At 52.8% G+C, this 24411-nt stretch carries 29 protein-coding genes; all 29 read right to left on the reverse strand.

The genetic code is table 11. From position 1 onward, the window contains the following. Positions 1–27 precede the first annotated feature (27 nt). Complete coding sequence (gene secY / locus L1F30_RS14710) at positions 28–1344, reverse strand: preprotein translocase subunit SecY (protein ID WP_253357278.1); 1317 nt, start codon at positions 1342–1344, stop codon at positions 28–30. 12 nt (positions 1345–1356) lie between these two features. Next, the gene (gene rplO / locus L1F30_RS14715; protein ID WP_253357280.1) at positions 1357–1791 is read right to left on the reverse strand and encodes a 50S ribosomal protein L15; all 435 of its coding nucleotides are present in this window, start codon (positions 1789–1791) and stop codon (positions 1357–1359) included. A 2-nt stretch (positions 1792–1793) separates the two neighbouring features. Continuing rightward, entirely contained in the window at positions 1794–1979 is a 186-nt protein-coding gene (rpmD, locus tag L1F30_RS14720) for a 50S ribosomal protein L30 (RefSeq protein WP_183911547.1), read from the reverse strand. A 35-nt stretch (positions 1980–2014) separates the two neighbouring features. Next, complete coding sequence (gene rpsE, locus L1F30_RS14725) at positions 2015–2524, reverse strand: 30S ribosomal protein S5 (protein ID WP_253357282.1); 510 nt, start codon at positions 2522–2524, stop codon at positions 2015–2017. A gap of 10 nt (positions 2525–2534) precedes the next feature. Next, positions 2535–2885 (reverse strand): 50S ribosomal protein L18, encoded by a 351-nt coding sequence (gene rplR / locus L1F30_RS14730; protein WP_253357284.1) that lies wholly within the window; start codon positions 2883–2885, stop codon positions 2535–2537. Between the two features lie 9 nt (positions 2886–2894). Then, positions 2895–3428, reverse strand: a complete 534-nt coding sequence (gene rplF, locus L1F30_RS14735) for a 50S ribosomal protein L6 (protein ID WP_253357286.1) — start codon at positions 3426–3428, stop codon at positions 2895–2897. A gap of 12 nt (positions 3429–3440) precedes the next feature. Further along, entirely contained in the window at positions 3441–3833 is a 393-nt protein-coding gene (gene rpsH, locus L1F30_RS14740) for a 30S ribosomal protein S8 (protein WP_253357288.1), read from the reverse strand. A 29-nt stretch (positions 3834–3862) separates the two neighbouring features. Then, positions 3863–4168 carry a 30S ribosomal protein S14 gene (gene rpsN, locus L1F30_RS14745; protein ID WP_253357290.1) on the reverse strand — a complete coding sequence of 102 codons (306 nt, stop codon included), beginning with the start codon at positions 4166–4168 and terminating at the stop codon, positions 3863–3865. A gap of 10 nt (positions 4169–4178) precedes the next feature. Further along, a complete protein-coding gene (gene rplE, locus L1F30_RS14750; RefSeq protein WP_253357292.1) occupies positions 4179–4718 on the reverse strand; it encodes a 50S ribosomal protein L5 in 540 nt (179 codons plus the stop codon). An 18-nt stretch (positions 4719–4736) separates the two neighbouring features. Then, entirely contained in the window at positions 4737–5054 is a 318-nt protein-coding gene (gene rplX / locus L1F30_RS14755) for a 50S ribosomal protein L24 (RefSeq protein ID WP_253357294.1), read from the reverse strand. A gap of 32 nt (positions 5055–5086) precedes the next feature. Continuing rightward, positions 5087–5455 carry a 50S ribosomal protein L14 gene (gene rplN / locus L1F30_RS14760; RefSeq protein WP_183911539.1) on the reverse strand — a complete coding sequence of 123 codons (369 nt, stop codon included), beginning with the start codon at positions 5453–5455 and terminating at the stop codon, positions 5087–5089. A 37-nt stretch (positions 5456–5492) separates the two neighbouring features. Continuing rightward, positions 5493–5759, reverse strand: a complete 267-nt coding sequence (gene rpsQ, locus L1F30_RS14765) for a 30S ribosomal protein S17 (RefSeq protein ID WP_253357296.1) — start codon at positions 5757–5759, stop codon at positions 5493–5495. A gap of 2 nt (positions 5760–5761) precedes the next feature. Next, positions 5762–5953: a 50S ribosomal protein L29 gene (gene rpmC, locus L1F30_RS14770; protein WP_183911537.1), complete on the reverse strand. Its 192-nt coding sequence runs from the start codon at positions 5951–5953 to the stop codon at positions 5762–5764. Then, positions 5953–6366, reverse strand: coding sequence for a 50S ribosomal protein L16 (gene rplP, locus L1F30_RS14775; RefSeq protein ID WP_183911536.1), 414 nt, complete (start codon positions 6364–6366; stop codon positions 5953–5955). The genes rpmC and rplP overlap by 1 nt, the downstream gene beginning before the upstream one ends. A gap of 12 nt (positions 6367–6378) precedes the next feature. After that, the gene (rpsC, locus tag L1F30_RS14780; protein ID WP_253357298.1) at positions 6379–7056 is read right to left on the reverse strand and encodes a 30S ribosomal protein S3; all 678 of its coding nucleotides are present in this window, start codon (positions 7054–7056) and stop codon (positions 6379–6381) included. 13 nt (positions 7057–7069) lie between these two features. Continuing rightward, complete coding sequence (gene rplV / locus L1F30_RS14785; protein ID WP_183911534.1) at positions 7070–7402, reverse strand: 50S ribosomal protein L22; 333 nt, start codon at positions 7400–7402, stop codon at positions 7070–7072. A gap of 15 nt (positions 7403–7417) precedes the next feature. Next, the gene (rpsS, locus tag L1F30_RS14790; RefSeq protein WP_183911533.1) at positions 7418–7696 is read right to left on the reverse strand and encodes a 30S ribosomal protein S19; all 279 of its coding nucleotides are present in this window, start codon (positions 7694–7696) and stop codon (positions 7418–7420) included. A 30-nt stretch (positions 7697–7726) separates the two neighbouring features. After that, a complete protein-coding gene (rplB, locus tag L1F30_RS14795) occupies positions 7727–8554 on the reverse strand; it encodes a 50S ribosomal protein L2 (protein ID WP_183911532.1) in 828 nt (275 codons plus the stop codon). Between the two features lie 13 nt (positions 8555–8567). Then, positions 8568–8861: a 50S ribosomal protein L23 gene (rplW, locus tag L1F30_RS14800; protein ID WP_253357300.1), complete on the reverse strand. Its 294-nt coding sequence runs from the start codon at positions 8859–8861 to the stop codon at positions 8568–8570. Beyond that, positions 8858–9472, reverse strand: coding sequence for a 50S ribosomal protein L4 (gene rplD / locus L1F30_RS14805; protein ID WP_253357302.1), 615 nt, complete (start codon positions 9470–9472; stop codon positions 8858–8860). The genes rplW and rplD overlap by 4 nt, the downstream gene beginning before the upstream one ends. Before the next feature lie 20 nt (positions 9473–9492). Beyond that, positions 9493–10137: a 50S ribosomal protein L3 gene (gene rplC / locus L1F30_RS14810; RefSeq protein ID WP_253357304.1), complete on the reverse strand. Its 645-nt coding sequence runs from the start codon at positions 10135–10137 to the stop codon at positions 9493–9495. A 104-nt stretch (positions 10138–10241) separates the two neighbouring features. Continuing rightward, positions 10242–10553: a 30S ribosomal protein S10 gene (gene rpsJ, locus L1F30_RS14815; protein ID WP_183911528.1), complete on the reverse strand. Its 312-nt coding sequence runs from the start codon at positions 10551–10553 to the stop codon at positions 10242–10244. Positions 10554–10776: 223 nt separating this feature from the next. Then, entirely contained in the window at positions 10777–11970 is a 1194-nt protein-coding gene (gene tuf, locus L1F30_RS14820; protein ID WP_253357306.1) for an elongation factor Tu, read from the reverse strand. A 35-nt stretch (positions 11971–12005) separates the two neighbouring features. After that, positions 12006–14123, reverse strand: coding sequence for an elongation factor G (gene fusA / locus L1F30_RS14825; protein ID WP_253357308.1), 2118 nt, complete (start codon positions 14121–14123; stop codon positions 12006–12008). Positions 14124–14200: 77 nt separating this feature from the next. Continuing rightward, positions 14201–14671 carry a 30S ribosomal protein S7 gene (gene rpsG, locus L1F30_RS14830; protein WP_253357310.1) on the reverse strand — a complete coding sequence of 157 codons (471 nt, stop codon included), beginning with the start codon at positions 14669–14671 and terminating at the stop codon, positions 14201–14203. A 153-nt stretch (positions 14672–14824) separates the two neighbouring features. Next, a complete protein-coding gene (gene rpsL / locus L1F30_RS14835) occupies positions 14825–15196 on the reverse strand; it encodes a 30S ribosomal protein S12 (RefSeq protein ID WP_015047189.1) in 372 nt (123 codons plus the stop codon). A gap of 180 nt (positions 15197–15376) precedes the next feature. Further along, the gene (gene rpoC / locus L1F30_RS14840; RefSeq protein ID WP_253357312.1) at positions 15377–19597 is read right to left on the reverse strand and encodes a DNA-directed RNA polymerase subunit beta'; all 4221 of its coding nucleotides are present in this window, start codon (positions 19595–19597) and stop codon (positions 15377–15379) included. A gap of 85 nt (positions 19598–19682) precedes the next feature. Next, positions 19683–23768 (reverse strand): DNA-directed RNA polymerase subunit beta, encoded by a 4086-nt coding sequence (rpoB, locus tag L1F30_RS14845; protein ID WP_253357314.1) that lies wholly within the window; start codon positions 23766–23768, stop codon positions 19683–19685. Between the two features lie 244 nt (positions 23769–24012). After that, positions 24013–24384 (reverse strand): 50S ribosomal protein L7/L12, encoded by a 372-nt coding sequence (gene rplL / locus L1F30_RS14850; RefSeq protein ID WP_253357316.1) that lies wholly within the window; start codon positions 24382–24384, stop codon positions 24013–24015. Positions 24385–24411 lie beyond the last annotated feature (27 nt).

Consider the following 24411-nt stretch of genomic DNA (forward strand, 5'->3'; position numbering starts at 1 on the left):
TCTACCTCGCTTAAATCAGCGTTGACCCTAGCGGCCAACACTCTTCAAGTTGGATTTCTTCATCAGTGAATCATACTGATGAGACATTAAATGGGCCTGCACCTGAGACATGAAGTCCATGACCACCACAACCACGATCAGCAATGAGGTACCACCCAAGTAGAAGGGCACGTTCGTTGCAACAATCAGGAACTGGGGCAATAAGCACACAGCTGCCATGTACAGCGCACCTACAACGGTCAAGCGGGTCAGTACAGAATCTATGTACTTGGCCGACTGATCTCCTGGGCGAATACCCGGGATGTAGGCACCAGATTTTTTCAAATTATCGGCAACTTCTTTCGGGTTGAACATCAACGCCGTGTAGAAGAAGCAGAAGAATATGATCATGCCTGCAAACAAAATGAAGTTCAGCGGCTGACCTGGGCCAATAGCTAACGCAAGCTCTTGCAAAAACTCAGCACCTGCACCTTCTCCCTGGCCGAACCAGCTGGAGATAGACGCCGGGAACAGCAGCAGGCTGCTTGCGAAAATGGGGGGAATTACGCCCGCCATATTCACTTTCAGCGGCAAATGGCTGCTTTGTGCTGGCATTGCCTGACGCCCTTGCTGGCGCTTGGCGTAGTTTACAGTAATGCGACGCTGACCGCGCTCTACACGCACCACGAACCAAACAATCAAGATCGCAAGGAAGGTGATCGCCAGCAGCATCAGGATGTGAAGATCGCCTTGGCGAGAGCTTTCAAACGCCTGACCCACCGCACTTGGCAAACCGGCCACAATACCTGCGAAGATCAGCATGGAAATACCATTGCCAATGCCGCGCTCTGTTACCTGCTCACCTAACCACATCATAAATACCGCGCCGGTTACCAACGACACGACAGCAATGAAGTAGAAGCTAAACCCTGGCTCGCCGCCATAGGCCTGGCCGGAGAAGCCCACTGCCATGGCAATACCCTGAAAGGTTGCCAACATTACAGTGAAGTAACGAGTGTACTGGCTGATTTTGCGGCGACCTGCGTCACCTTCTTTCTTGAGCTGCTCGAGCGAGGGCGTTACCGCCGTCATCAGCTGCATGATAATAGAGGCAGAAATATAGGGCATGATGCCCAGTGCCAAAATACTCATGCGCTCGAGTGCACCGCCAGAGAACATGTTAAACAAACCCAGAATGGTGCCCTGGTTTTGGTTAAACAGACTCGCCAAACGGTCTGGATCCAAGCCCGGTACAGGGATGTGCGTCCCTATCCGGTAAACCACAATAGCCAGAAACAGAAAACGAAGGCGAGCCCAAAGCTCGCCTAAACCTTTCTGATTTCCTAATGGCAGATTACTCGCCATTGGGACCTCGTCTTATTCTTCTACTTTACCGCCAGCGGCTTCAATTGCAGCCTTGGCACCCTTGGTCACAGCCAAACCTTTAACGGTTACAGCTTTGGTCAGCTCGCCAGACAACATGATCTTGGCGCGCTTGATGTTGGTGCCGATGATATCAGCACGCTTCAGCGCTTCCAAATCCACCAGCTCACCGTCGACCTTGTTCAGCTCGCCCAAACGCACTTCCGCAGTTACGCGGCCGATACGTGAGGTGAAACCGAACTTCGGCAGGCGCTTTTGCAAAGGCATCTGACCGCCTTCGAAGCCTGGACGAACGCTACCACCTGAACGGGATTTCAAACCCTTGTGGCCGCGACCAGCCGTTTTACCAAGACCGCTACCAATACCGCGACCTACGCGCTTCTTGGAGTGTACGCGACCGGGGTTGGGGCTCAGAGTATTCAAACGCATGCTTACTCTCCCTCTACCTGGACCATATAGGTCACTTTGTTAATCATTCCACGTACCGCAGGCGTGTCTTCCACCTCGACGGTGTGACCGATGCGACGCAGCCCCAGACCCTTCAAGCAAGCCTGGTGGTTCTTCAGGCGGCCGATTGAGCTCTTAACCTGAGTCACTTTGACAGTTTTCTTAGCCATGGTCGTTCCGAATTCTCAGTTCTAAATCCCAGGCCTTAGCCCAAAATGTCTTCAACACTCTTGCCACGCTTGGCTGCTACGGATTCCGGAGAAACCATGGCCTTAAGCGCGTCAAATGTCGCACGTACAACGTTTACCGGGTTGGTAGAGCCGTAGCACTTAGACAGAATGTTTTGGACGCCAGCAATTTCCAGCACGGCGCGCATGGCACCACCGGCAATCACACCGGTACCCTGTGAGGCGGGCTGCATGTAAACCTTAGAGCCACCGTGACGACCTTTGGTTGGATACTGGATGGTATCACCATTCAGCTCAACCTGGATCATGTTACGACGGGCTGCTTCCATTGCCTTCTGAATGGCAATCGGCACTTCACGCGCCTTGCCACGGCCGAAGCCCACTTTACCATTGCCGTCGCCAACAACTGTCAGTGCGGTGAACGCGAAAATGCGGCCGCCCTTAACGGTTTTGGCAACACGGTTAACCTGAACCAGCTTCTCTTGAAAGCCTTCAGAGTTAGCTTTGTCTTTTTGATCGTAAGCCATGATTCAACCTTTAGAATTCCAGGCCGGCTTCACGCGCGGCGTCGGCCAATGCTTTAATTCGACCGTGGTATTTGAAACCACTGCGATCGAACGCTACTTGGGTCACGCCTGCAGCTTTCGCCCGCTCAGCGATCAGACTGCCAACAGCCTTGGCGGCGTCTACGTTGCCTGTCTTACCTTCGCGCAGACTCTTATCAAGAGTTGATGCGCAAGCCAGCACTTTGGCGCCTTCGCCAGAAATAATCTGGGCGTAGATGTGGCGTGGAGTGCGATGTACTGTCAAGCGGGTCACTTTCAGCTCGGCGATCTTCGCACGAGCACGGCGTGCACGACGCTGACGAGCAATTTTCTTGTCGCTCATATCCTAGCCCTACTTCTTCTTAGCTTCTTTACGCAGTACATTTTCGTCGCTGTAGCGAACACCTTTGCCTTTGTATGGCTCTGGTGGACGGAAAGCGCGAATCTCAGAGGCAACCTGGCCAAGCAACTGCTTGTCGGCGCTCTTCAGTACTACTTCGGTCTGACTAGGGGTCTCAGCCTTTACACCTTCCGGTAAGGTGTAATCAATAGGGTGAGAAAAGCCCAACGTCAGGTTTACAGTGTTTCCAGATGCTTTCGCACGGTAACCAACACCGATCAAGGTAAGCTTCTTTTCAAAACCTTCAGAAACACCTTTAACCATGTTGTTTACCAATGCACGGGCGGTGCCCGCTTGCGCATTGGACTGCTTGGCATTGTCGCGCGGTGCGAAAGTCAGAACGTTACCGTCCTGCTTTACTTCCACATCTTTGTGGACCGCGAGTGCCAATGTACCTTGCTTGCCTTTAATAGTGATGTCTTGGCCTTTCAGGCTAACATCAACGCCAGCAGGTATTTCAACCGGACTTTTTGCAACTCGTGACATGACGACTTCCCGTTAGAATACAGTGCAGAGCACTTCACCGCCCACGCCAGCAGCACGTGCCGCGCGGTCGGTCATAACACCTTTACTGGTAGATACGATGGCAACGCCCAGTCCACCGCGGACTGAAGGAAGCTCGTTTTTACCAGCATAATTACGTAGGCCTGGACGGCTTACACGGTCAAGCTCAGCAATTACTGGCTTGCCCTCGTAATATTTCAGATCTACGGTCAGCTCTGGCTTGGCGCCTTCGCTCACTGAAAAACCTGCAATATAGCCTTCTTCTTGCAGCACGCGTGCAACGCTTGCCTTCAAGTTGGAAGACGGCATGGTTACGCTTGGCTTACCAACCATTTGCGCGTTTCGAACGCGGGTCAGCATATCTGCCAAAGGATCTTGCATACTCATTGGATTCTGCTCCTGAAAACAGCCGTCTATTACCAGCTAGATTTAACCAGACCAGGCACGTCACCGCGCATGGCTGCTTCACGCAATTTGTTACGGCACAGGCCGAACTTGCGGTATACAGCGTGCGGACGACCGGTCAGACGACAGCGACGCTGCTGACGGCTGGGGCTGGCATCACGTGGCATAGCCTGCAACTTCTGTTGCGCTGCCCAAACTTCCTCGTCAGAGGAAGCTGCGCTGCCGATAATTGCTTTCAGCTCAGCGCGCTTGGCAGCGAACTTGGCGACAGCTTTTGCACGCTTAACTTCACGTGCAATCATTGATTTCTTGGCCATAGTCCTACCCTTATCCTTTGAATGGGAAGTTGAACGCCTTCAGCAGCGCGCGCCCTTCCTCATCGTTACGAGCGGTAGTGGTGATACAGATATCAAGACCGCGGATTTTATCGATTTTATCGTAATCGATTTCCGGGAAGATGATCTGCTCAGTCACGCCCATAGAGAAGTTACCACGACCGTCAAACTGCTTGGGGCTAATGCCACGGAAGTCACGGATACGTGGAATCGCGATGGAAACCAGGCGATCAAGGAATTCGTACATACGATCCTGACGCAGGGTTACCTTACAGCCAATCGGCCAACCATCACGGATTTTAAAACCTGCAATGGACTTACGGCTCTTGGTAACAACTACCTTCTGACCCGCAATCTGCTCCAGGTTGGCAACAGCGTGCTCAAGCACTTTTTTGTCGCCAACAGCTTCACCAACACCCATGTTAAGAGTGATTTTGGTGATGCGTGGAATTTCCATCACATTCGCCAGTCCCAGCTCTTGCTTGAGCTTGGGCGCGATTTCTTTTTTGTAAAGATCTTTCAGCCTAGCCATTTCTGCTACCTGGTCTGCTTATGCGTCTACGGCTTCGCCGCTGGATTTAAAGACGCGAATCTTCTTCCCGTCTTCGAGAACTTTGAAGCCAACACGGTCAGCCTTCTGAGTTGCAGCATTAAAGATTGCAACGTTAGAAGCCTGAATCGGCGCTTCTTTTTCAATGATTCCACCAGGAACCTGCAACTGAGGGTTCGGTTTCTGATGTTTTTTAATCATGTTTATACCTGAAACAACCAAACGGTCGTCGGCCAGTACGCGCACTACTTTGCCGCGCTTGCCCTTATCGCGTCCCGCGATAACAACCACTTCGTCGTCACGTTTGATCTTACGCATTTGCCTGTCCTCTCTCTGACTCTGGCCTGTACTTACAGTACTTCAGGTGCCAGAGAAATGATTTTCATAAACTTATCACCGCGAAGCTCACGGGTTACCGGCCCAAAAATACGAGTGCCGATAGGAGCGTCTTGGTTGTTGAGCAGTACAGCTGCGTTGTCATCAAATTTGATCAGTGAACCGTCTGGGCGGCGAACACCTTTTTTAGTGCGCACTACGACAGCCTTCATCACTTGACCCTTTTTGACCTTACCGCGAGGAATTGCTTCCTTCACAGTCACCTTGATGATGTCACCAACAGATGCATAGCGACGATGAGAACCGCCAAGCACCTTGATACACATAACGCGGCGAGCACCACTGTTGTCAGCCACTTCTAAGTAGGATTCAGTTTGAATCATGGTCCGTCTCCGAAACTCTTAATCGAGCGTTACTGAATTAAACTTCAGCAGCGCGCTCTTCAATTTTAACTAAAGCCCAAGACTTAGTTTTAGAGAGAGGACGAGATTCAGCGATGGTAACCAGGTCACCAATCTTGCACTCGTTTTTCTCATCATGAGCCTTCAACTTAGACGACTTACTTACATACTTGCCGTAAATCGGGTGCTTTTCGCGACGCTCAATCAGCACAACAATGGACTTGTCCATCTTGTCGCTAACAACTTTGCCAGTCAGCGTACGCGCAGTTTTATTTGCCTGATCCATTGTTAATTACCTGCCTTTTCGGTCAGCACTGTCTTGATACGTGCGATGTCGCGACGAGCTTTCTTCAACAGATGAGTCTGACTCAGCTGGCCAGTGGCCGCCTGCATACGGAGCTTGAACTGAGCCTGAAGCTCATCCAACAGCGCCGCATTCAGCTCTTGAACTGATTTTTCGCGGAGTTCTGAAGTTTTCATTACATCACCGTACGCTTAACGAAAGTTGTAGTCAGCGGCAGTTTTGCTGCAGCCAGAGCGAAGGCTTCGCGAGCCAGTTGCTCGGAAACACCTTCCATCTCATACAACACCTTGCCAGGTTGAATCTGGGCTACCCAGTACTCAACGTTACCCTTACCTTTACCCTGACGTACTTCCAAGGGCTTTTCGGTAATTGGCTTGTCTGGGAACACACGGATCCAGATTTTACCGCCACGTTTAATGTGACGAGTCATCGCACGACGAGCCGCTTCAATCTGACGAGCAGTGATGCGGCCACGGCCGATGGCTTTTAAGCCAAATTCGCCAAAGCTAACCTTGGAGCCACGCTGGGCCAAGCCGCGGTTGCGGCCCTTCATTTGCTTGCGAAACTTTGTACGCTTCGGTTGCAGCATCTTGCGTACCCCTTACTTAGAAGACTTCTTCTTAGGCGCTGGAGTTTCTACAGGTGCTTCACCACCCAGAACTTCGCCCTTGAAGATCCATACTTTCACGCCAATGATGCCGTATGTGGTTGAAGCCTCGGCAGTGGCGTAGTCAATGTCAGCACGCAGGGTGTGCAACGGCACACGACCTTCGCGATACCACTCTGAACGAGCAATTTCTGCACCGCCCAAACGACCGCCAACCTGAACCTTGATACCTTCTGCACCCTGGCGCATGGCGTTTTGCACAACGCGCTTCATAGCGCGACGGAACATCACACGACGCTCCAACTGTTGTGCAACACTTTGTGCTACCAGAGCCGCATCCAGATCAGGCTTGCGGATTTCTTCGATGTTGATGTGCACAGGCACGCCCATTTTGGCGGTAATTGCACTGCGCAGTTTCTCAACGTCTTCGCCTTTTTTACCGATCACAATGCCTGGACGGGCAGTGTGGATGGTAACGCGGGCAGTATTCGCTGGGCGCTCGATATCAATGCGGCTAACAGACGCATGTGCAAGCTCCTTTTGAATGTACTCACGCACTTTCAAATCGGTGTAAAGCTTATCTGCGTATTCATCACTACCGGCATACCAAACAGAAGTATGCTTCTTAACGATACCCAGACGAATACCTGTCGGATGTACTTTCTGACCCATAACGCCTGCTCTCTTACTTGTCTGCTACTTTAACGGTAATGTGGCAGGTGCGCTTCATAATGCGGTCTGCGCGACCTTTGGCACGAGGCTGAATACGCTTCATTGTTAGACCTTCGTCAACAAAAATCGTAGAAACCTTCAGCTCATCCACATCAGCACCGTCGTTGTGCTCTGCGTTAGCAATCGCAGATTCCAAAACTTTCTTGATAATGGCGGCGCCTTTTTTAGGGCTGAACGCCAGAATGTCGAGAGCTTCATCTACGGCCTTGCCACGAATCTGGTCTGCAACCAGTCGAGCTTTTTGCGCCGATAAGCGAGCGCCGCGTAATTTTGCTGCTACTTCCATCGTCATAACCTCAAATTAGCGCTTCTTCGCTTTCTTATCAGCGATATGACCGCGATAAGTGCGAGTTGCGGCGAATTCGCCCAGCTTATGACCAACCATTTCTTCGTTGACCAGAACCGGAACGTGTTGACGCCCGTTGTGCACAGCAATCGTCAGACCAACCATATCTGGCATGATCATTGAGCGACGTGACCAGGTTTTAACTGGACGACGATCGTTCTTTTCGATCGCTGCTTCGACCTTCTTCAACAGGTGAAGATCGATGAAAGGACCTTTCTTCAGTGAACGTGGCACTGCAATTCCCCTATCAGCTAAGTCGCGCGATTACTTCTTGCCGCGACGACGAACAATCATGTTATCTGTGCGCTTGTTACTACGGGTCTTATAACCCTTAGTTGGCACACCCCATGGAGTTACCGGATGACGACCACCGGAGGTGCGGCCTTCACCACCACCGTGCGGGTGATCTACCGGGTTCATCGCCACACCGCGAACGGTTGGACGCACACCGCGCCAACGTTTGGCACCGGCTTTACCCAGTGAGCGCAAGCTGTGCTCGCTGTTAGACACTTCGCCTAAAGTCGCACGACATTCGCTCAACACTTTACGCATTTCACCACTGCGAAGACGCAGGGTTGCGTAAGCACCATCGCGCGCAACCAGCTGAGCTGAGGTACCCGCAGAGCGCACCATCTGAGCACCTTTACCAGGCTTCAGTTCGATGCAGTGAATCACTGAACCCACTGGAATGTTGCGCAAAGGCAAGGCATTACCAGGCTTGATGGGCGCCGCGTCACCGCTGATGATTTGATCGCCAGCACTTACACCCTTAGGTGCAATGATGTAGCGACGCTCACCGTCGGCGTAGCAAACCAACGCAATGTTTGCGCTACGGTTTGGATCGTATTCCAGACGCTCTACTTTGGCAGGAATGCCGTCTTTAGTGCGCTTGAAATCGATTACGCGATAATGCTGCTTATGACCACCACCGATATGACGGGTAGTGATTCGACCGTTGTTGTTACGACCACCGGTCTTGGATTTCTTTTCCAACAGAGGCGCGTATGGTGCACCCTTGTGTAGATCAGGATTAACAACGCTCTCAACGAAGCGACGACCGGGTGACGTTGGTTTACGTTTTACAATTGCCATCTCAACAATCCCCTTACTCTGCTACTGCAAAGTCAATATCTTGACCCTGCTCGAGACGAACGTAAGCCTTCTTCCAATCGCTCTTTTGGCCCATACCGTGTTTAGTACGCTTGGTTTTACCCTTCACGTTAATGGTACGAACACCTTCAACTTTTACGTTGAAGAGCTTTTCGACAGCGGCTTTAATCTCGGCCTTCTCGGCGCATGGCAGCACCTTGAAAACCACCTGATCTTGCTCACCAGCACCGGCAGCCTTTTCGGAAATTACCGGACCGAGCAACACTTTATACATGCGTTCTTGGTTCATCCCAGCATCTCCTCAAGCTTCTTCAGCGCAGGCACAGTCACCACAACCTTGTCGAAGCGGATCAAGCTAACAGGGTCTACACCCTGCGCATCACGCACGTCTACTTTGTGCAGGTTGCGCGCTGCAAGATAAAGATTCATGTTCAGCTCTTCAGTTACGATCAGCACATCTGAAAGATTGTACTGAGCCAACTGGCCTACCAAAGCTTTGGTTTTCGGGGCTTCCAGCTCAAAGCTGTCTACCACGATCAAACGCTCCTGACGGGCAAGCTCGGACATAATGCACTGCATAGCAGCGCGATACATTTTCTTGTTGAGCTTCTGATCAAAGCTGCGTGGCTTGGCGGCAAATGTTACGCCACCGGTACGCCATAGCGGACCACGAGTGGTACCCGCACGCGCACGACCAGTGCCCTTTTGACGCCAAGGCTTGGCGCCACCACCAGAAACCTCTGCGCGAGTTTTCTGGGCCTTGGTTCCCTGACGGGCGGCTGCCATATAAGCAACCACTGCCTGGTGTACCAAGTCTTGATTAAACTCACGAGCAAACGCTACGTCAGATACGTTAACCGTACCTTTGGCGCCTGCTGGAGTAGTGATATTCAATTCCATGGTCGATCCCCCTCGGAAACTTAGCCGTTGCTGCGCGCTTTAACAGCCGGACGCACGATAACGTCGCCACCCGGAGCTCCGGGAACAGCGCCTTTAATCAACAGCAAATTACGCTCTGCATCGACCTTAACCACTTCCAGGTTTTGAACGGTTACACGCTCAGCACCCATATGGCCGGTCATTTTTTTGCCTTTGAATACGCGGCCAGGAGTCTGGCACTGGCCGATAGAGCCAGGAACGCGATGAGAAAGGGAGTTACCGTGGGTGGCATCCTGAGTACGGAAATTCCAGCGCTTAACAGTGCCGGCAAAACCTTTACCCTTGGAGGTACCAGTGACATCTACGATTTGACCAGCTTCGAAAGCCGCTACAGTAATTTCTGCACCAACTTCAAAAGCTTCACCGCCGTCATTGCGCAGCTCATACAAAGCACGACCGGCTTCAGTATTTGCTTTGGCAAAGTGACCAGCAGCAGATTTAACAACACGAGAGGCGCGACGCGAACCCAAGGTAATCTGCACAGCAGAGTAACCATCAGTTTCGACGCTCTTCACCTGCGTGACGCGGTTGGGATCAACCTCAACCACAGTGACAGGAATAGAAACACCGTCATCAGTAAAGATACGGGTCATGCCGCTTTTGCGACCGACAATACCTATTGTCATTTTAATAACCTCAATGGTGTACGGGGCTTTTACCCGCTATGGCCGCCCATTTCAGAGCGTTACACACACCTGCACCACCCCAGTGGGCAGGCAGCTTTTGTTAATTAACCGAGACTAATTTGAACTTCGACACCAGCAGCTAGGTCCAGCTTCATGAGGGCGTCTACAGTTTTTTCTGTAGGCTCAACAATATCCAACAAACGCTTATGTGTGCGGATTTCGTACTGATCGCGCGCATCTTTGTTGACGTGCGGAGAAACCAGAACGGTGAAACGCTCGCGACGAGTAGGCAGCGGAATCGGACCACGCACTTGTGCACCTGTACGCTTTGCTGTCTCGACGATTTCCTGAGTGGACGCGTCGATCAACTTGTGATCGAAAGCCTTCAGGCGAATGCGAATGCGCTGATTCTGCATCTGAACCAAACTCCAAAATACTATAAAGAACAATCCGCCAGGGGAAATCCCTGAAAAACGGAGGCGCAATATTAAGGGCCGACCGGCCCCCTGTCAAGCATCTGCTGAAGAAATAACCAAAAGATAAGTTTTAGCTTTAAAATCAACAACTTAACAAGAAAGCAGGCGCCACAAGAGGCGGCGCCCACTCACTTAATGCCAGGCAAGCCCGGCAATCAACCGATTACTCGATGATTTTAGCTACAACACCGGCACCAACGGTACGGCCACCTTCGCGGATCGCGAAGCGCAGGCCGTCTTCCATGGCGATAGGTGCAATCAGGGTAACTTCCATCTGCACGTTATCACCTGGCATTACCATCTCAACACCTTCTGGCAGCTCAACAGCACCGGTAACGTCGGTAGTACGGAAGTAGAACTGTGGACGGTAGCCTTTGAAGAATGGCGTGTGACGACCACCTTCATCTTTAGACAACACGTACACTTCGCCCTGGAACTTGGTGTGCGGCTTGATTGAACCTGGCTTACACAGAACCTGACCACGCTCAACGTCGTCACGCTTGGTACCACGCAGCAGAACACCTACGTTCTCACCGGCACGGCCTTCGTCCAGCAGCTTGCGGAACATCTCAACACCGGTACAGGTGGTTTTGGTGGTGTCGCGGATACCAACGATCTCGATTTCTTCACCAACTTTAACGATACCGCGCTCTACACGACCGGTAACAACAGTACCGCGGCCAGAGATAGAGAACACGTCTTCGATTGGCATCAAGAAGGCACCGTCGATGGCACGCTCGGGCTCAGGGATGTAGGAATCCAGAGTTTCTACCAACTTCTTAACAGCGGTAGTACCCATTTCGTTGTCGTCCTGGCCGTTCAGGGCCATCAACGCAGAACCGATGATGATTGGCGTGTCGTCGCCTGGGAATTCGTACTGGCTCAACAGCTCACGCACTTCCATTTCAACCAGCTCAAGCAGCTCTTCGTCGTCTACCATGTCGGCTTTGTTCAGGAATACCACGATGTAAGGTACACCTACCTGGCGAGACAACAGGATGTGCTCACGGGTTTGTGGCATTGGGCCGTCAGCGGCAGAACATACCAGAATCGCGCCGTCCATTTGGGCAGCACCGGTAATCATGTTCTTAACGTAGTCGGCGTGACCTGGGCAGTCTACGTGTGCGTAGTGACGCTCAGGTGAATCGTATTCTACGTGTGCAGCAGAGATGGTAATACCGCGCTCACGCTCTTCTGGAGCCGAGTCGATACCGTCGAATGCTACTGCTTCACCGCCCCATACTTCGGCACATACGCGCGTCAGAGCTGCGGTCAGCGTGGTTTTACCGTGGTCAACGTGACCAATGGTGCCCACGTTTACGTGGGGCTTGTTACGTTCAAACTTAGCCTTAGCCATTTTATTAACCTCAGATTTCTGAATTGGATTCTGAATTAGTAATCGCTGGTTACCCTGCTTTTGGCAATGATTTCCTGCGCGACATTAGAAGGTGCCTCAGCGTAGTGCAAAAACTCCATAGCGTAAGTTGCACGACCCTGAGTTGCAGAGCGCAATGCCGTTGCGTAGCCAAACATCTCGGCCAGCGGAACCTCGGCATTGACAATCTTGCCTGACGGGCTGTCTTCCATACCCTGTATCAGGCCCCGGCGACGATTAAGGTCGCCGACTACATCACCCATATTCTCTTCCGGCGTTACCACTTCAACCTTCATAATCGGCTCAAGCAATACCGCACCACCCTGCTGCGCCAACTTCTTGGTGGCCATTGAGGCAGCGATTTTGAACGCCATTTCATTGGAGTCAACATCGTGGAAAGAGCCGTCGTAAACGGTTGCCTTTAAACCCAACAGGGGGTAGCCGGCCAACACGCCATTTTTCGACTGCTCTTCAATGCCTTTGCCAATCGCGGGGATGTAATCTTTGGGGATAGCACCACCCACAACCTCACTGACAAACTCCACTTTTTCAGCATTGGAATCCTCTGCCGGCTCGAAACGAATCCAGCAGTGACCATACTGACCACGGCCGCCCGACTGCCGCACGAACTTACCTTCAATTTCGCAGGTGTTCGTGATTTTTTCGCGGTAGGCAACCTGCGGCTTACCAATGTTAGCCTCAACGCTGAATTCACGGCGCATACGGTCAACAATGATGTCCAGGTGCAGCTCACCCATACCCGAGATGATCGTCTGACCCGTCTCTTCGTCTGTGTGAACGCGGAATGACGGGTCTTCTTGCGCAAGCTTACCCAGCGCAACACCCATTTTTTCTTGATCTGCCTGTGAGCGCGGCTCCACTGCCACCGAAATTACGGGCTCGGGGAACTCCATGCGCTCAAGGGTGATCTGCTTGTTGATGTCGCACAGGGTGTCGCCTGTTGTCACATCTTTCAAGCCGATGCCGGCGGCGATATCGCCCGCCAACACTTCTTTGATTTCCTGGCGGTTATTGGCGTGCATTTGCACCATGCGGCCAATGCGCTCTTTTTTACCTTTAACCGGGTTATACACCTGGTCGCCCGTTGCCAGCTTGCCGGAATAGACGCGGAAAAAGGTCAAGGTGCCCACGAAGGGGTCGGTTGCGATCTTGAAGGCCAGCGCCGCAAAGGGGGCGTCGTCTTCGGCCGCACGGGTGTCGTGGGTTTCGCCATCGGCCAACACGCCATCAATGGCTTTTACTTCGGTAGGCGAAGGCAGATATTCGATGACTGCATCAAGTACGGCCTGTACGCCTTTGTTCTTAAAGGCAGAACCGCCCAACACGGGCACAACTTCATTGGCCAGCGTGCGCTGGCGAATGGCTTGCTTGATTTCAGCCTCGGAAAGCTCCTCGCCCTCGAGGTACTTCTCCATCAGCTCTTCTGAGGCTTCAGCGGCCGCCTCCACCAGATGCTCGCGCATTGCCTGACACTCATCGAGCAGCTCAGCGGGAATCTCTTCGTAGGTAAAGGTGGTGCCCTGGTCGGCCTCACTCCACATGATGGCCTTCATTTTGATGAGGTCCACCACGCCTTTGAAATGCTCTTCGGCGCCAATGGTCATTTGCAGCGGCACCGGATTTGCGCCCAGGCGGGTTTTCAGCTGATTAACCACGCGGTTGAAGTCGGCGCCGGCACGGTCCATCTTGTTGACGAACACCATGCGGGGCACTTCGTATTTATTGGCCTGACGCCATACGGTTTCGGTTTGTGGCTGCACACCGGAGGAGCCACACAGCACCACCACGGCGCCATCGAGCACACGCAGGGAACGCTCCACCTCAATGGTGAAGTCTACGTGGCCGGGGGTATCAATAATGTTAACGCGATGCTCTTCAAACTGGGCATCCATACCGCGCCAGAAACAGGTGGTAGCGGCAGAGGTGATGGTAATACCACGCTCCTGCTCTTGCTCCATCCAGTCCATGGTAGCTGCACCATCGTGCACCTCACCAATCTTGTGGGACATCCCCGTGTAGAACAGCACGCGCTCGGTAGTGGTGGTTTTACCCGCATCAACGTGCGCGCAAATACCAATATTGCGGTAACGTGAAATAGGAGTCTTACGTGCCACTGCGATATCCCCAAAAATTCGTCTGTATGAACACTAAAAGGCAGCCAAAGCTGCCTTTTAGTGTCAAAGCCTGCCGCTTAGAAGCGGTAGTGGCTGAATGCCTTGTTGGCTTCCGCCATGCGGTGAACGTCTTCACGCTTCTTCACAGCAGCACCTTTGCCCTGTGAGGCGTCAATCAGTTCGCCTGCCAAACGCTGGGGCATAGACTTCTCACCGCGGTTGCGGGAGTAATCTACCAGCCAGCGCATGGCCAGGGCAGTACGACGTGCAGGACGCACTTCAACGGGCACCTGGTAGGTAGCACCACCCACACGGCGAGACTTAACCTCTACCAGTGGCGCGATGGCTTCCAGCGCTTCATCAAAGACTTCCAGAGGGTCGCGGTTCAGTTTGGTCTGAACGATTTCGAGGGCACCGTAAACGATGCGCTCAGCGACGGACTTCTTACCACTGATCATCACGTGGTTCATAAATTTCGCCAGCGTAACGTTACCGAACTTGGGATCCGGCAACACTTCGCGTTTTGCGACGACGCGTCTTCTTGGCATTTTAAATCGCCTCTATCTTTAGGTTTCTCTAAGACTCCGCTCTTACCGCTGTTCAAATGCCCGAAAAGCCAGGGCTTTCAATCACTTCAACGGGGCAAGCGCGCTTAGCCTTACTCGGTTCAACCGAAAACGTATGTCTTCAGTAATCTGGGATTACTTAGGACGCTTGGCACCATACTTGGAACGACGCTGCTTGCGGTCTTTCACGCCAGCGGTATCCAAGGAGCCACGCACAGTGTGATAGCGCACACCTGGCAAGTCTTTTACACGACCGCCACGGATCAGCACTACGCTGTGCTCTTGCAGGTTGTGACCCTCACCACCGATGTAAGAAGTTACTTCAAAGCCGTTGGTCAGGCGCACACGGCAAACCTTACGCAAAGCTGAGTTTGGCTTCTTAGGGGTAGTGGTGTAAACGCGGGTACAAACGCCACGCTTCTGCGGATTGGCTTGCAATGCAGGAACGTCGCTCTTAACAACCTTACGTTTTCTCGGCTTACGAACCAACTGGTTGATCGTTGCCATGAAAATAAACTCCACAAACTATATATCGTCACCCTAGGGTAACGGTGTTAAAAGTGCAGGCAGACACCTGCCCCACTCAGAAAAAGCGGGAGGCGCATTGTAAAGACGCCCCCCACCCCAGTCAAGGCATTAATAAACCAGCAATCTGGCTGATTAATGCCCGCATTTTGGCGTTTGAGCTTAGCTGGCGCTAGACTTCAACGCTTCGGTCAGCGCTGCTTCAACCTCTGCAGCACTCACGCCACCTTCACTCGGGCCGACATCGCGCTGGCGACGACGGTCGTTGTGGTAGGCAAGACCAGTACCGGCCGGGATCAAACGACCCACAACCACGTTCTCTTTCAGGCCGCGCAGATCATCGCGCTTGCCGGTCACAGCCGCTTCGGTCAATACGCGGGTTGTCTCCTGGAAGGAGGCCGCCGAGATGAAGGACTCTGTGGCCAGCGAGGCCTTGGTAATACCCAGTAACTGGCGCTCGTAGGTTGCGGGCTGCTTGTTCTCGGCACGCAAACGTTCGTTTTCTTCCAGCACCTTGTGGTATTCGGCCTGCTCACCCTTAACGAAGGAGGAGTCGCCCATGCTGGTGATCTCAACTTTACGCAGCATCTGACGGCAAATTGTCTCGATGTGCTTATCGTTAATCTTCACACCCTGCAGGCGGTAAACGTCCTGGATTTCGTTGGTGATGTAACGGGCCAGCGCCTCAACACCCTGCAGGCGCAGAATATCGTGCGGATTGCTTGGGCCGTCTGACACAACTTCACCCTTGGCTACCTGCTCACCTTCAAACACGGTCAGCTGGCGATGCTTGGGAATCAACACCTCGTAGTGGGTAGAGCCATCGGGTAATGGCTGGCCATCTACAGGGGTGATCACCAGGCGACGCTTGCCCTTGGTTTCTTTACCGAAGCTCACGGTACCGGAGATTTCCGCCAAAATGGCCGGCTCTTTCGGCTTACGGGCTTCAAAGAGGTCGGCCACGCGTGGCAGACCACCGGTGATGTCACGGGTTTTCGAACCTTCCTGCGGGATACGCGCCAGGATGTCACCTACGGCAATCTTGTCGCCGTTGTTCAGCGACAAAATAGACTTGGCTGGCAAAGCGTAGTGCGCCGGCACGTTGGTGTTGGGCAGGTACAGCTCGTTGCCCTGCTCATCGAGCAGCGTAATCGCAGGCTTGAGGTCTTTACCGGCAGCTGGACGCTCGGCCGGATCAAGAATCTCGATAGACGAAAGGCCGGTCATTTCGTCGGTTTGACGACGGATAGACAGCCCCTCTTCCATGCCTGAGAAGGCAACCTGACCCGCCACCTCGGTAACGATGGGGTGCGTGTGCGGATCCCACTTGGCAATGATCTGGCCGCCGTTAACTTCTTCACCTTCTTTAACGGTGATGATGGCGCCGTAAGGGATCTTGTAGCGCTCACGCTCACGACCGTTGGCGTCTGCCACAGCCAGCTCACCGGAGCGGGACACCGCAACCAGGTGGCCGTCTGGGCGGCTAACCACCTTGATGTTGTGCAGGCGAACAGTACCTTCCTGCTTCACGCTGACGCTGTCGGCCGCAGAGGCTCGCGATGCCGCACCACCAATGTGGAAGGTACGCATGGTCAGCTGGGTACCCGGCTCACCGATCGACTGGGCTGCAATAACACCGATGGATTCACCCATGTTGGCACGGTGGCCACGGGCCAGATCGCGACCGTAACACTGGGCACAAATACCCTGGCGGGTTTCACAGGTGATGGGCGAGCGCACCATTACCTCGTCGATACCCATTTTCTCTACACGCTTCACCCACTCTTCGTCGATGATGGTGCCGGCCGGAATCAGGATCTCATCTGAATCTGGACGCACGACATCGCGGGCCACAACGCGGCCCAGAATGCGATCACCCAAAGATTCAATAACGTCACCGCCTTCAATCACCGGCGACATGGTCAGGCCTTCGTCGGTACCGCAATCGGTTTCGGTAACAACTACGTCTTGGGCCACATCAACCAAGCGACGAGTCAGGTAACCGGAGTTAGCCGTCTTCAAGGCGGTATCAGCCAAACCTTTACGGGCACCGTGAGTTGAGATGAAGTACTGGAGTACGTTCAAGCCTTCACGGAAGTTTGCGGTAATCGGCGTTTCAATGATCGAGCCATCGGGACGCGCCATCAGGCCGCGCATACCGGCCAGCTGACGAATCTGGGCTGGCGAACCACGAGCGCCTGAATCGGCATACATAAATACCGAGTTGAAGCTGTCTTGAAACTCTTCTTCACCTTGGCGGTTAATCACGGCCTCTTTACTGATGCCTTCCATCATGGATTTGGCAACCAGGTCGTTGGCGCGCGACCAAATATCAATAACCTTGTTGTACTTTTCACCGGCCGTTACCAAGCCCGCCGCAAACTGAGATTCAATCTCTTTCACGTCGTTTTCGGCACGCTCAACGATCTGGTACTTGGCATCGGGAATGGCAAAGTCATTCACACCGATGGAAGAACCAGACTTGGTTGAGTACTCGTAACCCATGTACATCAACTGGTCTGCGAAGATCACGGTAGATTTCAAACCCACCTGGCGATAACAGAAGTTGATGATGGCAGAGATTGCCTTCTTAACCATGGGCTTGTTAACCATGTCGAAGGGAATACCCTCTGGCACAATTTCCCACAGCAGTACGCGACCAACGGTAGTTTCCACCACCTTGGACACTTCAATACGCTCACCCTGCTCGCCGAAGGTCACCTGGTTAATGCGCACTTTGATTTTTGCCTGCAAGCCAACCACTTTACCGTGGAAGGCACGGTTAACTTCTTTAACGTCGGCAAATACCATGCCTTCGCCTTTGTCGTTAACGCGCTCGCGGGTCATCCAGTACAAGCCCAATACCACGTCTTGCGACGGCACGATGATGGGCTCACCGTTAGCAGGAGACAGAATATTGTTGGTAGACATCATCAAGGCGCGCGCTTCAAGCTGCGCCTCGATTGTCAGCGGTACGTGTACCGCCATCTGGTCACCGTCGAAGTCGGCGTTGTAGGCCGCACAAACCAACGGGTGCAGCTGGATCGCCTTACCTTCAATCAGCACAGGCTCAAACGCCTGGATACCCAAGCGGTGCAAGGTAGGTGCACGGTTCAGCAGTACCGGGTGCTCGCGAATCACTTCATCGAGAATATCCCACACCACTGGCTCTTCGCGCTCTACCATTTTCTTGGCAGCTTTAATGGTGGTAGCCAGTCCTTTCAGCTCAAGCTTGCTGAAGATAAACGGCTTGAACAGCTCAAGTGCCATTTTCTTCGGCAGGCCACACTGATGCAGACGCAGGGTTGGGCCAACCACGATTACCGAACGGCCAGAGTAGTCAACGCGCTTACCGAGCAGGTTCTGACGGAAGCGGCCCTGCTTACCTTTGATCATGTCGGCCAGCGACTTCAATGGGCGCTTGTTGGAACCGGTGATGGCGCGACCGCGACGGCCGTTATCCAACAGGGCATCAACCGCTTCTTGCAGCATGCGCTTTTCGTTGCGCACGATGATGTCTGGCGCAGACAAATCCAGCAGGCGCTTCAAGCGGTTGTTACGGTTGATAACGCGACGGTACAAATCGTTCAGATCTGAGGTGGCAAAACGGCCACCGTCTAGCGGCACCAATGGGCGCAGATCTGGCGGCAGCACCGGCAGCGCTTCAAGCACCATCCACTCGGGCTTGTTGCCAGAGTTGGCAAAGGCCTCAAGCAGCTTCAAACGCTTGGAGTACTTTTTGATTTTTGTTTCAGAGTTGGTGTTTGGAATTTCTTCACGCAGGAACTGGATCTCGCGATCCAGATCGATGTCTGCCATCAACTTCTGAATTGCTTCAGCACCCATGGACGCTTCGAATTCGTCGCCGAACTCTTCCATGGCTTCGAAGTACTGCTCATCGTTGAGCAGCTGGCCCAGCTCCAGGGTAGTCATACCCGGGTCTGTTACCACGTATGATTCAAAATACAACACCCGCTCGATGTCGCGCAGGGTCATATCCAGCAGCAAACCGATACGGCTTGGCAGCGATTTCAAGAACCAGATGTGGGCAACGGGTGACGCCAGCTCAATGTGACCCATGCGCTCACGGCGCACTTTGGCGAGCGTAACTTCTACGCCGCACTTTTCACAAATAATGCCGCGGTGCTTCATGCGCTTGTACTTGCCGCACAGACACTCGTAGTCTTTTACCGGGCCAAAAATCTTGGCACAGAACAAACCTTCACGCTCTGGTTTGAACGTACGGTAGTTGATGGTCTCTGGCTTTTTCACTTCACCAAACGACCAAGAGCGAATCATGTCTGGCGAGGCCAGACCAATACGAATCGCATCAAATTCTTCAACCTGTCCCTGGGACTTCAGCAGATTAAGTAAGTCTTTCAAGGCGCTTCCTCCAATGGGCTGTTATAGCTCCGGGTGTGCCAGCGGGGGTTGCCCCCCGCCCTTAAATGTCATGCCAAACGGTGGATTAGGAGTCGTGCTCCAGCTCCATATTGATACCGAGTGAGCGAATTTCTTTCACCAACACGTTGAAAGACTCAGGCATGCCTGGCTCCATCCGGTGGTCGCCATCAACGATGTTTTTATACATCTTGGTACGGCCATTCACGTCATCCGACTTCACTGTGAGCATTTCCTGCAGGGTATAGGCGGCACCGTATGCCTCCAATGCCCACACTTCCATCTCACCGAAACGCTGTCCACCGAACTGCGCTTTACCACCCAGCGGCTGCTGGGTAACCAAGCTGTAAGAGCCGGTAGAACGGGCATGCATCTTGTCATCCACCAAGTGGTTAAGCTTGAGCATGTACATGTAGCCAACGGTAGTATGACGCTGGAAGGCATCACCGGTACGGCCGTCGAACAACTGCACCTGGCCGGTGTCGGACAAATCTGCCAAGCGCAACAGCGCTTTGATTTCAGATTCCTGGGCACCGTCGAATACCGGGGTGGCCATAGGCACGCCATTGCGCAGGTTTTGCGCCAGCTCAAGCACTTCCTGATCTGTAAACTTAGACAGGTCAGCCTTTTCCAAGGCCTCGCCGGTTTTGTTGTACATCTCATCGAGGAACTTGCGCAGGTCTGCAACCTTGCGCTGCTCTTCAAGCATGGTGTTGATCTTGTCACCCAGGCCTTTGGCAGCCATACCCAAGTGCATTTCCAGCACCTGACCCACGTTCATACGCGAAGGTACGCCCAGCGGGTTGAGTACGATATCTACGGGCACGCCGTTTTCATCGTATGGCATGTCTTCCACCGGCATGATCACAGAGATCACACCCTTGTTACCGTGACGTCCAGCCATCTTGTCACCAGGCTGAATACGACGCTTGATAGCAAGGTAAACTTTTACTACTTTCAGCACGCCGGGCGACAAATCATCGCCGGTTTCAAGCTTGCGCTTTTTATCTTCAAAGCGCTCGTCGAGAATCTTGCGACGCTCAATCAGGCCGGCTTCGGCTGCATCCAACTGCTCGTTGAGTGCATCTTCTGCCATACGAAGCTTGTACCACTGATCAAAGGGCAGCTCGTTAAGAGTTTCATCGGTGAGCACTTCACCTTTCTTGACGCCCTTACCTGAAGAAACCTTCTGGCCCACCAGCGCTGCACGCAGACGCTCGAAGGTGGCATTTTCCATGATACGGTATTCTTCGTTCAGATCTTTGCGCACTTTATCTAGCTGTGCTTTTTCGATGTCTTTTGAACGCTGGTCTTTTTCAATACCATCGCGGGTAAACACCTGCACATCAATCACGGTACCGCGGGTACCAGTACCTACGCGCAGCGAGGTGTCTTTAACGTCAGACGCCTTTTCACCGAAGATGGCACGCAAAAGCTTTTCTTCTGGCGTCAGCTGGGTTTCACCTTTCGGCGTTACCTTGCCCACCAAAATGTCACCTGGGCCCACTTCGGCACCAATGTACACAATGCCGGATTCATCCAGCTTGGCCAGCGCGCTCTCACCTACGTTTGGAATATCCGCAGTGATTTCTTCGCTACCGAGCTTGGTGTCACGGGCGATACAGGTGAGTTCCTGAATGTGGATGGTAGTAAAGCGATCTTCCTGCACAACACGCTCAGACACCAAGATGGAGTCTTCGAAGTTGTAACCGTTCCAAGGCATAAAGGCGATACGCATGTTCTGACCCAGAGCCAGCTCACCCATATCTACCGATGGACCGTCAGCCAACACGTCACCACGGGCGATGACATCGCCGGTTTTTACGATAGCGCGCTGGTTAATACAGGTATTCTGGTTCGAGCGGGTGTACTTGGTGAGGTTGTAGATATCCACACCGGCATCACCTGCCTCTACTTCAGCGTCGCTTACGCGGATCACGATGCGCGAGGCATCTACGCGGTCAACCACACCGCCACGCTTGGCAACCACACACACACCGGAGTCTACCGCTACGTGGCGCTCCATACCGGTACCTACAAATGGCTTCTCAGCCTTCAAGGTAGGCACAGCCTGGCGCTGCATGTTAGAACCCATCAATGCACGGTTAGCATCGTCGTGCTCAAGGAACGGAATCAACGAGGCCGCCACAGAAACAACCTGACGCGGGCTTACGTCCATGTAGGTTACTTCGGTAGGTGCTTTCAGGGTAAATTCGTTCAAGTGACGAACAGACACCAGCTCTTCAGAGAGCTTGCCGTTTTTATCAACTTTTGCCGAAGCCTGTGCAATAACCTGCTCGGATTCGTTAATCGCAGAAAGGTACTCGATGTCGTCTGTAACCTTGCCGTCAATCACTCTGCGATAAGGGCTTTCCAGGAAGCCGTAATCGTTGGTGCGCGCATAGGTTGCCAGCGAGTTGATCAAACCGATGTTTGGACCTTCCGGCGTTTCAATTGGACATACACGACCGTAGTGCGTGGGGTGTACGTCGCGCACTTCAAAGCCTGCGCGCTCGCGGGTCAAACCACCCGGGCCAAGTGCCGAAACACGACGCTTGTGCGTCACTTCAGACAGCGGGTTGTTTTGATCCATGAACTGCGACAACTGCGAAGAGCCGAAAAACTCTTTAACAGCGGCAGCAACAGGCTTGGCGTTGATCAGGTCTTGCGGCATCAAACCTTCGCTTTCAGCCATCGACAGGCGCTCTTTTACAGCGCGCTCAACACGAACCAAACCTACGCGGAATTGGTTTTCAGCCATTTCACCCACAGAGCGAACACGGCGGTTACCCAAGTGATCGATATCATCCACAACGCCTTTACCGTTACGGATTTCGATCAGGGTTTTCAGCACATCCACGATATCTTCGTTGGATAAGGTGCCTTCACCGGTTTCATCTTCACGGCCCAAGCGGCGGTTGAACTTCATGCGGCCAACGGCCGACAGGTCATAACGCTCTTGGCTGAAGAAGAGGTTCTGGAACAGTGTTTCTGCAGACTCTTTGGTTGGCGGCTCACCCGGGCGCATCATACGGTAGATCTCTACCAATGCTTCCAACTCTGAGCGGGTAGGATCTACACGCAATGTTTCAGAGATGAACGGGCCGCAATCGATGTCGTTGGTATACAAGGTTTCAAAGGCTGTTACATTGGCTTCACGCAATGTTTCCAGCACTTCGTCGGTAAGCTCTGTGTTGCACTCAAGCAACAGCTCACCGGTTTTTTCATCAACGATATCTTTCGCCAGCGCCTTACCAAGCAAGTAACCGTTAGGTACAACCAGATCGGTAATGCCGGCCTTTTCAAGGTCGCGAATATGGCGCGCAGTAATACGGCGGCCTTCTTCAATAAGCACCTTGCCTTTTTTGTCTTTGATATCGAAGGTTGCAACATCACCACGCAGGCGAGATGGCACCAACTCAAGCACGATGTCACCGTCTTTGGTAACTGTGTACTTGCTGGTATCGAAGAACATCTCAAGCATCTGCTGAGAGGTGTAACCCAGCGCGCGCAACAAAATAGAGGCAGGCAGCTTACGGCGGCGATCGATACGTACGAACACCAGATCCTTTGGATCAAATTCGAAATCCAACCATGAACCACGGTATGGAATAACGCGCGCAGTAAACAACAGTTTACCGGAAGAGTGTGTTTTGCCCTTGTCGTGATCAAAAAACACACCTGGCGAACGGTGCAACTGGGAAACGATTACACGCTCGGTACCGTTGATAACGAAAGTACCGTTATCAGTCATGAGCGGAATTTCGCCCATGTAAACTTCTTGCTCTTTAATGTCTTTAATAGACTTGTTCGCTGATTCCTTGTCGTAAATGATCAGACGAACTTTCACACGTAACGGGGCCGCGTAGGTCACGCCACGTAAAATACATTCATTAACATCAAACGCCGCTTTGCCTAATGCATAGCTAACGTACTCCAGGGCTGCATTCCCTGAATAACTCACAATTGGGAATACCGACTTAAATGCAGCGTGCAGACCAAAATCTGTGCGCGCATCGGCAGACGCATCTGCCTGGGTAAACTTTCTGTAAGAGTCCAACTGAATCGCCAGGAGGTAAGGTACATCCATTACACTCGGCAGTTTGCCGAAGTCCTTGCGGATACGTTTTTTCTCAGTATATGAGTAAGCCATCAGTATTCCCCAGCTTGTTCACGAATTGGGCTTTTGGAATCTCTGAGCCTAGAAGCGCGGGTGGCACTTCATTGCTACTGTTTCTACAGCGTTTTTGCTGTGAGCATGATCTGCGGCGCCGAACGCCTGCATCACTCTTCGGTCTGTTACCGTTGACCGCAAACGGCAAAAGGCCGGCGGGGTTTTTCGCCCCGCCAGCCCAAGCCAGTATTAACTACTGACTTTGCTAGCATGCAAAACTGAATTACTTCAGCTCTACTGATGCGCCAGCGTCTTCCAACTCTTTCTTAGCGGCTTCGGCTTCAGCCTTGGCAACGCCTTCTTTCAGAGTCTTAGGTGCGCCGTCTACCAGCTCTTTGGCTTCTTTCAGGCCCAGACCAGTGATACCGCGAACGGCCTTGATCACGTTAACCTTCTTGTCACCAGCTGCAGTCAGAACGATGTCGAACTCGGTCTTCTCTTCAGCAGCAGCGCCAGCGTCGCCAGCACCGGCAACTGCAACAGCAGCAGCGGCAGAAACGCCAAACTTTTCTTCCATTGCTGAAATCAGTTCTACAACCTGAGTTACAGACATTTCAGCGATTGCATTCATGATATCGTCGTTAGTCAGAGACATGACTCAATTCCTAAATTGTGTGAGCTT

The organism is Simiduia sp. 21SJ11W-1, assembly GCF_024138675.1.
Taxonomy (GTDB): domain Bacteria; phylum Pseudomonadota; class Gammaproteobacteria; order Pseudomonadales; family Cellvibrionaceae; genus Simiduia.

Excerpts from the sequence above, each read along its gene's own strand:
- secY (WP_253357278.1), bottom strand. The coding sequence starts at position 1,344 with ATGGCGAGTAATCTGCCATTAGGAAATCAGAAAGGTTTAGGCGAGCTT.
- rplO (WP_253357280.1), bottom strand. The coding sequence starts at position 1,791 with ATGCGTTTGAATACTCTGAGCCCCAACCCCGGTCGCGTACACTCCAAG.
- rpmD (WP_183911547.1), bottom strand. The coding sequence starts at position 1,979 with ATGGCTAAGAAAACTGTCAAAGTGACTCAGGTTAAGAGCTCAATCGGC.
- rpsE (WP_253357282.1), bottom strand. The coding sequence starts at position 2,524 with ATGGCTTACGATCAAAAAGACAAAGCTAACTCTGAAGGCTTTCAAGAG.
- rplR (WP_253357284.1), bottom strand. The coding sequence starts at position 2,885 with ATGAGCGACAAGAAAATTGCTCGTCAGCGTCGTGCACGCCGTGCTCGT.
- rplF (WP_253357286.1), bottom strand. The coding sequence starts at position 3,428 with ATGTCACGAGTTGCAAAAAGTCCGGTTGAAATACCTGCTGGCGTTGAT.
- rpsH (WP_253357288.1), bottom strand. The coding sequence starts at position 3,833 with ATGAGTATGCAAGATCCTTTGGCAGATATGCTGACCCGCGTTCGAAAC.
- rpsN (WP_253357290.1), bottom strand. The coding sequence starts at position 4,168 with ATGGCCAAGAAATCAATGATTGCACGTGAAGTTAAGCGTGCAAAAGCT.
- rplE (WP_253357292.1), bottom strand. The coding sequence starts at position 4,718 with ATGGCTAGGCTGAAAGATCTTTACAAAAAAGAAATCGCGCCCAAGCTC.
- rplX (WP_253357294.1), bottom strand. The coding sequence starts at position 5,054 with ATGCGTAAGATCAAACGTGACGACGAAGTGGTTGTTATCGCGGGACGC.
- rplN (WP_183911539.1), bottom strand. The coding sequence starts at position 5,455 with ATGATTCAAACTGAATCCTACTTAGAAGTGGCTGACAACAGTGGTGCT.
- rpsQ (WP_253357296.1), bottom strand. The coding sequence starts at position 5,759 with ATGGATCAGGCAAATAAAACTGCGCGTACGCTGACTGGCAAAGTTGTT.
- rpmC (WP_183911537.1), bottom strand. The coding sequence starts at position 5,953 with ATGAAAACTTCAGAACTCCGCGAAAAATCAGTTCAAGAGCTGAATGCG.
- rplP (WP_183911536.1), bottom strand. The coding sequence starts at position 6,366 with ATGCTGCAACCGAAGCGTACAAAGTTTCGCAAGCAAATGAAGGGCCGC.
- rpsC (WP_253357298.1), bottom strand. The coding sequence starts at position 7,056 with ATGGGTCAGAAAGTACATCCGACAGGTATTCGTCTGGGTATCGTTAAG.
- rplV (WP_183911534.1), bottom strand. The coding sequence starts at position 7,402 with ATGGAAGTAGCAGCAAAATTACGCGGCGCTCGCTTATCGGCGCAAAAA.
- rplB (WP_183911532.1), bottom strand. The coding sequence starts at position 8,554 with ATGGCAATTGTAAAACGTAAACCAACGTCACCCGGTCGTCGCTTCGTT.
- rplW (WP_253357300.1), bottom strand. The coding sequence starts at position 8,861 with ATGAACCAAGAACGCATGTATAAAGTGTTGCTCGGTCCGGTAATTTCC.
- rplD (WP_253357302.1), bottom strand. The coding sequence starts at position 9,472 with ATGGAATTGAATATCACTACTCCAGCAGGCGCCAAAGGTACGGTTAAC.
- rplC (WP_253357304.1), bottom strand. The coding sequence starts at position 10,137 with ATGACAATAGGTATTGTCGGTCGCAAAAGCGGCATGACCCGTATCTTT.
- rpsJ (WP_183911528.1), bottom strand. The coding sequence starts at position 10,553 with ATGCAGAATCAGCGCATTCGCATTCGCCTGAAGGCTTTCGATCACAAG.
- tuf (WP_253357306.1), bottom strand. The coding sequence starts at position 11,970 with ATGGCTAAGGCTAAGTTTGAACGTAACAAGCCCCACGTAAACGTGGGC.
- rpsG (WP_253357310.1), bottom strand. The coding sequence starts at position 14,671 with ATGCCAAGAAGACGCGTCGTCGCAAAACGCGAAGTGTTGCCGGATCCC.
- rpsL (WP_015047189.1), bottom strand. The coding sequence starts at position 15,196 with ATGGCAACGATCAACCAGTTGGTTCGTAAGCCGAGAAAACGTAAGGTT.
- rpoB (WP_253357314.1), bottom strand. The coding sequence starts at position 23,768 with ATGGCTTACTCATATACTGAGAAAAAACGTATCCGCAAGGACTTCGGC.
- rplL (WP_253357316.1), bottom strand. The coding sequence starts at position 24,384 with ATGTCTCTGACTAACGACGATATCATGAATGCAATCGCTGAAATGTCT.